8 protein-coding genes and 1 rRNA gene are annotated in these 8,627 nt (G+C 64.2%); 5 read left to right on the top strand and 4 right to left on the bottom strand.

Features of this window, described 5'->3' with window-relative positions:
- Positions 1-107 (top strand): 5S ribosomal RNA (gene rrf, locus LCI23_RS20200); the annotation flags it as partial.
- Positions 108-173: 66 nt separating this feature from the next.
- Here the strand turns inward: rrf and LCI23_RS20195 are convergent.
- Entirely contained in the window at positions 174-1,472 is a 1,299-nt protein-coding gene (locus tag LCI23_RS20195; protein ID WP_224948247.1) for a right-handed parallel beta-helix repeat-containing protein, read from the bottom strand.
- Between the two features lie 394 nt (positions 1,473-1,866).
- Between LCI23_RS20195 and LCI23_RS20190 the strand changes: the two genes are divergently transcribed.
- Both LCI23_RS20190 and LCI23_RS20185 read left to right on the top strand, forming a co-directional pair.
- Positions 1,867-2,769, top strand: coding sequence for a phosphatidate cytidylyltransferase (locus tag LCI23_RS20190; RefSeq protein ID WP_224948246.1), 903 nt, complete (start codon positions 1,867-1,869; stop codon positions 2,767-2,769).
- Positions 2,770-2,777: 8 nt separating this feature from the next.
- Positions 2,778-4,565, top strand: coding sequence for a bifunctional alpha/beta hydrolase/class I SAM-dependent methyltransferase (locus tag LCI23_RS20185; RefSeq protein WP_224948245.1), 1,788 nt, complete (start codon positions 2,778-2,780; stop codon positions 4,563-4,565).
- On the opposite strand, the gene LCI23_RS20180 is transcribed toward LCI23_RS20185, so the two are convergent.
- Together LCI23_RS20180 and LCI23_RS20175 are read right to left on the bottom strand one after the other, a co-directional pair.
- The gene (locus LCI23_RS20180) at positions 4,516-5,133 is read right to left on the bottom strand and encodes a CDP-alcohol phosphatidyltransferase family protein (protein WP_224948244.1); all 618 of its coding nucleotides are present in this window, start codon (positions 5,131-5,133) and stop codon (positions 4,516-4,518) included. The two genes, LCI23_RS20185 and LCI23_RS20180, sit on opposite strands and share 50 nt — an antisense overlap.
- On the bottom strand, positions 5,109-6,299 hold the full coding sequence (locus tag LCI23_RS20175; RefSeq protein ID WP_224948243.1) for a phosphatase PAP2 family protein: 1,191 nt from the start codon (positions 6,297-6,299) through the stop codon (positions 5,109-5,111). The genes LCI23_RS20180 and LCI23_RS20175 overlap by 25 nt, the downstream gene beginning before the upstream one ends.
- Before the next feature lie 63 nt (positions 6,300-6,362).
- Between LCI23_RS20175 and LCI23_RS20170 the strand changes: the two genes are divergently transcribed.
- Positions 6,363-7,418, top strand: a complete 1,056-nt coding sequence (locus LCI23_RS20170) for a hypothetical protein (protein WP_224948242.1) — start codon at positions 6,363-6,365, stop codon at positions 7,416-7,418.
- On the top strand, positions 7,415-8,149 hold the full coding sequence (locus LCI23_RS20165) for an SDR family NAD(P)-dependent oxidoreductase (protein WP_224948241.1): 735 nt from the start codon (positions 7,415-7,417) through the stop codon (positions 8,147-8,149). Before LCI23_RS20170 ends, LCI23_RS20165 begins: the two co-directional genes overlap by 4 nt.
- Here the strand turns inward: LCI23_RS20165 and LCI23_RS20160 are convergent, their stop codons facing one another.
- Positions 8,150-8,560 (bottom strand): DUF2061 domain-containing protein, encoded by a 411-nt coding sequence (locus LCI23_RS20160; RefSeq protein ID WP_224948240.1) that lies wholly within the window; start codon positions 8,558-8,560, stop codon positions 8,150-8,152.
- Positions 8,561-8,627 lie beyond the last annotated feature (67 nt).

The following is an 8,627-nucleotide window of genomic DNA, read 5'->3' as shown; positions in this document are numbered from 1 at the left end:
GACCATAGCAAGTCGGTCCCACCCCTTCCCATCCCGAACAGGACCGTGAAACGACTTTGCGCCGATGATAGTGCTGCAACCAGTGTGAAAGTAGGTTATCGTCAGGCTAGTTATATGAAAAACCCCGCAGAGTGATCTCTGCGGGGTTTTTTCGTTTGGCTTCCCGATACAGCTCAATGACTCTCGTGGGCGCCAAGATCAACGCCTCCTCCACGCGGACGTTTGATGCCGACGATGTCCAGCAGCGGCGCATGAACGCGCATCCCTCTGTCGATCGCCGGGGACGTGCTCTTTAATCCATAATTGCCCGCGGCTGAATCAGGTGCATAGCGCACGAATTGCGGATCCGCCATGATCGTTCCACTCGCCTTGCCCGCTTTCATCACGAGATTGACGCCATTGCCATAGATGAGATTATTGGCCACGGTGTTGGTCTCGCCAATGCAGTTCTGACCCCGGTAGCAGTACTGGGTAATCCCGAAGCGCGGGTTCTGTACGACGATATTGTTAGAAACGTGCGTGTTGTTTACTACGATCTTGCCTGGCTTGTCGCCTGCACCGATCACGATGCCACCTCCCATGCGTTTCGAACCATTCTGGAACGTGGTGTTATTCGAGATCACCACATCGGTCGCCGCATGCCATAAGTGAATCCCGAAGGATGACGCGCGATAGACGACGTTGTTCTGAATCCTGCCACGCTTGTTCGAGTGGTAAATCCCCTGCACGCCGTTGCAGGAACCGGGTGTCCCGATATCGTGGACCAGGTTCCCGATGATGTCGGCATTGGAGCCAGCATAGTTCGCATTGACGATACCGGCGCCTCCAGCGGAGGTACATCCTCCGGACACTTTGATATCGTGCACATGGTTGCCCGAAATGGTGGTCTGCGAGCCGAGGTTTGCGATCCCGATGCGTCCTGTCCCACTGATATCGAAGCCGACGATATCGACGTGATTGCCGCGGTTTGTCCATACCGCTCCAGTGCCGCTGCCGATAATCCTCGCCGCCCTGGGTATACTGGATACGAAGCTGACGCGCCCTGCTGCGTTCGTCCTGGGGCGGGTAAGCACGTTTTCCCGATATGTCCCTGGCGCGACGTGAATGGTGGTCGAGGGCCTGGCGGCACGCGAGGCTTCGGTGATGCTCTTGAACGGCAGATCTTTCGTCCCTGGATTCCTATCCGACCCATCGCTTGCGACATAGAGATGGTATTGCGTGACTGCGAGCGCATCCTGGGCAGCTTGCGCGGCTTTTTCAATCGCCATGTCTTCCTGTGCGGGTACGTCCTGTTCGAGGGCGCTGATGGCGGGGGGCGGTGCAGGCAAGGAGCTTGCAGCGATCTCTGCCGCATGGGCACCGCCATCATCCATCATTGATATTCCCTCGTGGGCAGTGGACAGTTGCTCTGGCTCGTCCGCGCTTGCTGCACCCGTGACGATCACTGCGTCCACGGCGGAATCGTCCTCCATGGCCGCCGCTGGCGCAGACGCCCTGGCATCGTCCGCACCGCCATCACCGCCACCGCATGCATGCAGGGCAAGGACAGCAGCACAGCACAGCAGAGACTGCACGCTTCGTTTCGATCTGGAGCTAACTGGTTTTCTCATCCGATGATTCCTTCAGTAACATTAAATGGAATCACTATGACCACCTGCATGGCTGAAGTTGCATGCTGATGACGAATGCTTGAGTCTGATTAAAAGCGTACTCGTCCGCGAGTGCCGCCGCATGCGCGGAATATGCTCCTGCCTTGATTTTGCGCAAGAATCACACCCCGCCACACACGCGGCCCGTCGCTACACTTAACGAATTGCAAGTAACGAAGTGCAACTACAAAGTGCAGTCAACTCAGTGCAGGCGGACATGGCCGCGATATTTCCGTTTTTTGACACCGGTGTTCGGATCGCGATCGCCAGCCTGGTCCTGTACGGATTGCTCGCGACAAGCTCCCTCTCCGTCACCATCAGGACGAGCGCAGCGGCCCCCGGCATGTTGCGCCACCAGGTCAATGCGTGGTGGCGGATTTTCCCGGCCATCAGCCTGGCCCTGCTGACCTATCCCTTCGGCCCGTCTGTGCTGGCCTGTACTGTTTTCCTGCTGGCTTGCCGCGAACTTGGCCGGCACTATCGCGGCAAGCCTGCCTTTTTCCGGTTCGGCGCCGCCACGCTTGGCATGTTTGTCCTCCTGGTCGGTTGGCGGCAGCCTGCCCTGGCGCAGTTCCTGATCTCCGGCGCAATCGTCCTGCAGGCCCTGCGCTGTCGCTTGCGTTATTCGCCATGCAGGATCGTCTGGCTGCTGCTGCTCGCCACCACAGGCGCGATGTACGTGCTCACCCTGTTTTCCGCATTGCCTTTCGGGCCGCGTGCGAACCTCGGCTGGCTCTTCTATCTGTTTACTCTCACCGCCCTGAACGACATTGGCCAGTTCGGCGCTGGAAAGCTGTTCGGCCGACGCCGGATCGCACCTGCCCTCAGCCGCAACAAGACCTGGGAAGGCCTGGCAGGCGGCCTGGTGATCTCGCAGTTCGTGAGCTGGACACTTGGCACCTACTTGTCGCTGGCGGATGCAGGCACGCTCGCCCTGTACGCGGCCTTGCTGTCGCTGGCAGGCTTCCTGGGCGACCTCATGTTTTCAGCGGCCAAGCGCAGCCTGGCGATCAAGGATTTCTCGGCACTGATTCCCGGCCATGGCGGGATCCTCGACCGCGTCGACAGCCTGGTGTTGACCGCGCCCCTGCTGTACTGCCTACTTCGCGACATCGCATAAGGACAAGCATGAAGCTCGAGCACCCAAGAACCTGGAGCACCATCGAGTCGGGATTCGACAGCGCCGATGGCACCCGCCTGTTTTACCGCGCGTGGCAGCCGGCGGCTCCCCCGGTCGATCGTCCACCACGGGCACTGATCTTCCTACACCGTGGCCACGAGCATTCGGGACGGATCGGCGGGTTGGTCGAGCGCTTCGGTCTGCATCAGGACTGGGCATTTGCCTATGATGCACGCGGCCATGGCTACTCTCCCGGCCTGCGTGGCGATGCGCCCGACGTCGCCACCCTCGTCGCCGACCTCGATGCCTTCGTGCGCCACGTGGAGGCGCGTCATGCGATCGCACGCGCGGACATGATCGTGGTTGCCAACAGCGTCGGCGCGGTGGTCGCTGCGACCTGGGTGCACGACTACGCGCCGCGGATACGCGGCCTGGTCATGGCGGCGGCCGCCTTCCACATCAAGCTCTATGTACCGCTGGCCAGGCCCGCGTTGCGTTGCGCACTGCGTTTCAGGCGCGCGTTGTTCGTAAGCAGTTATATCCGTCCCGGCATGCTCACCCATTGCGCCGACGAAGCCCGCGCGTATGCCGCGGATCCCCTGATCGCAAAAAGCATCTCGGCCAGGCTCCTGCTTGAACTGGCCGATACGGCACAGCGCATCGTTGCCGATGCCGCCGCCATCGACCTGCCGGTGATGATGCTGGCCGCCGACAAGGACTACGTCGTCAGCGAGGCGCCGCAGCGGCATTTCTTCACGCGCCTGGCCTCGCCACTGAAGCGCTACCTCAGGCTGGAAAACTGCTATCACGCCGTGTTCTATGAACGCGACGCCACGACCGCGGTGCAGGCGAGCGTCGATTTTATCGAAGCCTGCTTTGCGGCGCCGTTACCGGAGCCGGCGTCTTACGCCGCTGCCGATCGGGACGGGACGGCGGCACGCGCCTATGCTGCGCTTGGACGCGGCGGCAGTGTTCCAGCGCGCCTGTACTTCGCCATCCAGCGGCGCATGCTGCGCGTGTTCGGCCCGCTCAGCGAGGGCATGCGGATAGGCCAGGCGCACGGATTCGATTCGGGCGAGTCGCTCGACTATGTGTACCGCGACCAGGCCTCGGGCCGCCTGGGAATCGGCAAACTGATCGACCGCGCCTATCTCGACGCGGTTGGATGGCGCGGCGTGCGCGTGCGCCGCACGCAGCTGCAGCGCATGCTGGCCGAACGCATCGCCGCCCATCCGCGCCAGGAAACGCTGCGCATCCTGGACATCGCAGCGGGATCGGCGCGCTATCTGCTGGAGACGGTCAAGCGCTTCCAGGATCACCGCATCGAGCTGACCCTGCGCGACTATCTGGGCCATAACGTCGACAATGCGCGGCGCCTGGCAACTGACTTGCAACTGCGGGTTCCGATCGCGTTTGGCGTGTGCGACGCGTTCAGCGAAGCCAGCTACCAGGGGCAGGAAGACCTCTACGACATCGCGGTCGTCTCTGGACTGTATGAACTGTTCAGCGATAACGGGCAGGTGGGCGCGTCCTTGCGGGCTGTCGTGCGCTGCCTGAAGCCAGGCGGCTACCTGATCTATACGGCGCAGCCATGGCATCCGCAGCTGGAAACGATTGCCCGCACCCTGACCAACCACCGTGGCCGACCATGGACCATGCGCCCGCGTCCCCAGGCCGAGATGGATGCCCTGGTGGCCCTGGCCGGTGCGCACAAGCTTGAGACAGCGATCGGCGTGGACGGGATCTTTACGGTGTCCTTGGCGCGCAAGGACGGAGCGCCCGCCGTAGACGGTTGAAGATGGTCAGCAGCGACAGGAGCAGCACCAGCAGCAGCAAGCCATTGAACCAGGCTGGCGCGGTACCCGCGGCGAGCAGCAGGGCGGCCAGCCCGAACGCGACGGCGCGGTCGCTCTTGCCCATCGGACCATCGTAGGCGCGGGCCGCGCCGGTCGCCTGGGCCAGCACGCCGGCGAATTCCGCCAGCAGCGCAGCCACCACGACGATCACGACCAGCGGCGCCGATGCGCCGGCGGCCAGCGCGAAAGGCAGGTACAGGGCGGCATCGGAGACCTGGTCGCACAGTTCATTCAGCAGCGCGCCCATCGCGGTCTGCCGGCCGGTGGCGGTAGCCAGCATGCCGTCGAGTGCGTTGAGGGCCATGCGCAACAGCAGGACCAGTGGCAGCGCGTACCAGAGGGCGATACTGGCAGGCGCGATGGCGAGTGCCGCGCCGTAGACCAGCGACAGCGTCATCGCACCGAGCGTGAGCTGGTTGGGCGTCACACCCATGCGCCCGAGTGCGGCTAGCGCGGGCCGCAGGAGCTGCTGGAAGCGCGGTTTCAGCTGGTAGATCGAATAGGACATTGGCGGCGTTTTCTCATGTAAAGGCGGGCGATCAGATGGCAGCGGCTGTAGCCCATGGCGCAATGAAGGTAGACCGGCACACCATTCTCATGCAGGCGAGCGAGCGCCGCCAGCACCTGGAGCAACTGCCCTGGCCGCGGCGCTTGCAAGTCCAGCAGCGGAAAGTGGCTGTAGCCATGGCGCCGCAGTGCCGGCGCTTCCGCCAGCTCGCCGGACAGGTCGATGACATGGCACCCCTGCGGCAGGCTCCTGGCCTCGGCGTCGCTGAGGCGCCGCCCGGTCCACAGGCCGGGGGCCTGCCGGACGAAAGGCGCCTGCCGCCGCTCGCGCAGGCGCACCAGCATCCAGGTCAGCCAGTACCCGGCGAGATAGGGCCAGAACAGCAGCCAGGCGCACAGCGGATGGCGCCCGCCACGCTTGCGCAGGAAGCCGGCGTACCGTCCGTGGTAGGCGGCCGCGACCAGCAACAGCGAGACCGCCGCGTAGGCCGCGAACCAGCTGCGCAGCGCGCCGACCCCAAGCAGTACCAGGAGCGCGGCCATGATCGCGTAATGGAAGGCGACCGTATGGCGGCGCGTTGCGCCTGGACGGATCGCCCGCACCGTCACGGCACCCCACAGCAAGCCGCCGGCAACATCGGGAAGGTGATGCTGCCAGGTGAACAGCGTGCTGGCAGCCACCAGCAATAGCCACGCCGCCAACAGCGCACGGACGGCACCATGGCACAGCGGATGCAACGCGCACCAGATGATCACGCAATAGGCGACGTGCAGCGAGGGAAACTGGTTGAAGGGTTGGTCGACCAGCTCGAGCCAGTGGAACAGCGTTGCAGGCACGGCATCCGCCACCACGGGGCGCGACAGCGAAAAGCGGGCGGGGAAGAAGACGAACACCAGGCAGCCAGTCACGGTGGCCAGCGTCAGGCGCCGGCTGGCAACCCGCAACTGTTCGGCGCTACGCACCAGGAAGAACACCAGGGTAAAAAGCAAGCCCGCGCTGGCGTAGGGCAGCACCATCCAGGGCAGGAAGGGGATAGACGCATCCAGGTCGATTGCGAGGCTGCGCTGCACTTGCCTTTGTTCCTGTTGTGCGAGCAGGTTCGCGATTGGATAGCACAGGCCGAAGATGAGCCAGTTCAGCAGCAGGTGCCGGATGCGTTCGCGCACGGGCAGCTGCGCTGGCGGCCGCCCTGATCGCCCTCCCTGTGCTCGCTCTCGCATGTGGACATTATGCAGACATTGAAAAATACTGAACAGTACCGGCGCTGTCTGGTCCTGGCTGGCGGCGGGTTTCGTTTCGGCTGCTATCTGGGCGTGCACGCGGCGGCGGAAGACTGCGGCCGCGCGCCGGACCTGCTGCTGGCCAGTTGCGGTGGTGCGATCGCCGCGGCGGTGATCGCCGGGCTGCCGGACGCGCAGGCACGCCGCGACTGGCTGGCATCGCCGGAGATGTACGCTTACCTGCGCGGGATCGCCCCGGTGCCGGGCATGTCTCCCGTGCGCGTGCTGGTTGGCGCGGCCCGGCGCTGGCTGGCGCGCGCAGCGGCGCCGCGTGCCGTCGACCTGTTCCGCGACCATCTGTTTGCGCTGCCGCCGACCATGCCGCTGCCGCTGACGGCTGCCGATGCGGGATGCCCGCCCGCATTGGCCATTGTCGGCGGCCAGCTACTGTATGGGGCGGACGCCGTGGGAAGCGCCCGCGGCACGCGGCAGCTGTTCGCCCAGGTGCTCTTCTGCCCTGAGCGTGCGGCAGCGCTGCTGGAAGGGATGCCGGCGCCGGCGGCCGATCCACGCTGGAGCGGCGGTGCCATCGCCAGCGCCTTGCGGGTGGAATGCGCGATGCCGATCGCCGATGCGGTGCGGGTGTCGATCGCCGATATGTTCTATTTCCCTGTTCACGTCTGGGCCGGCCGGTCTTACACCGGCGGAGTAATCGACCTGTTTCCCATCGAGCTGGCGCAGCGGCTCGCACGCGAGGTGCTCATGGAGCGCAAGATACCGTTCAACCGGTGGTTGGCCCTGCCGGCGCTGCGCACTGTATTCGGCATCGATGGCGCGGCGCGCCTGCGGCACGTGCATGTCCAGCATGCCGATGCCTGGTTCGACACGCGCGACGCTGTCCGTGCCTTGCGTGGGTCCGGCATCGGCAAGCGCATCTTCTGGCGCCGGCAGCGCATCGGGCTGGCCGTGCCGGACAAGCATGCAGCCTATGCCGCGCAGGTGCGCGCGCAATGGGAGTATGGCTACCGCAAGGGCATGCTCGCCTTCGGTGCGAGGGGCGCATGAAAGTCATGGTCATTGGCGGCGCCAGCGGCATCGGGCGTGCACTGGCCCTGCATTACCTCGCGCAGGGCGCGCAGCTGGCTGTCTGCAGCCGTAGGCTTGCAGGGCCGGGCTGCGACTGGCTCACCCTGCATCCGCAGGTGCGCGGCTATGGATTCGATATCGCCGACCGCGCGGCGCTGACAGACGCTATCCGGCATTTCGGCATCGGGGGGCTGGACGTGCTGATCGTGACAGCAGGTCAATATGCCGACGCAGCCACGTTGGCTGCGCAACCTGACGCGGGTATCGGCATCGTGCAGACCAACGTCCTTGGCCTGGCCCAAGCCTTCGATACGGCTGCTACGCTGATGCGGGAGCAGGGCCATGGCCAGTTGGTCGCGGTGGCGTCGATCGCGGGACTGCTGGAAGAGTATCCGGGCGGCTCGCTGTACAGTGCCAGCAAGCGTGCCGCGATCGGCATCTGCGACGCCTACCGTAAGGCCCTGCTGCCTTTCGGAATCGCTGTCACCACGATCGTGCCCGGCTATGTGGACACCGCACGCCTGCGTGAGCTGAATGGCGGCGACGCCGGCAGCAAACTTTTTCTGCAATCCGAAGCCGCCGCTGTCAGGCGCATGGTCGGAGCCATCGGGCGCCGCGAAGCACATTTTATCTTTCCGTGGCAGTTGCAGCTGATGGCGCGGCTGTTCAATCTCCTTCCAGCAGGCCTGCAGCGACTGCGCCGGAAGTGATCATGCGAGAGCAACGGGAGAACTCATCGGTAGTGCAAGTCGGTCCCAGAAGCGATCGTGGATTGGCAGCAGCAGTACATTGCACAATGGCTCCAGCACGGCGGCCAGGCCGCCAAACGCGAGCGAGCCGGTCGCCGCATACATCACGCCGAAGGCGACCGCCATGTGCAGTAGTGCCTGGCTCAGCTTTTCCGCCGCGATGGCGATGGAGGGCCCGAAGCGAGACGACGTGCGGCGGCGCCACACGAACCAGGCACGCTCATGAAAGGGAAGCAGCAGCACATTCATCATTGGCTCGACAAGGATCGCCAATCCACCGACGAGCGGTGAGCCGGTCAGGGCGTAGGTGATCGAAAATGCGATGATCAGGTGAGCTGCTACCTGGCTAGTTTTCTTTGCGACGGCGACCATGGTTCCATTCCCTCTGCTTTGCTAACACTGCAGAGTGAATGATAACGATCCTCACTAATAGCTAAAA

It is taken from the genome of Massilia sp. MS-15, from assembly GCF_020176695.1.
Lineage (GTDB): Bacteria > Pseudomonadota > Gammaproteobacteria > Burkholderiales > Burkholderiaceae_D > Telluria > Telluria hydrophila.
Note: the sequence above shows the minus strand (reverse complement) of the source record. Positions and strands in the feature narration are given on the sequence as shown.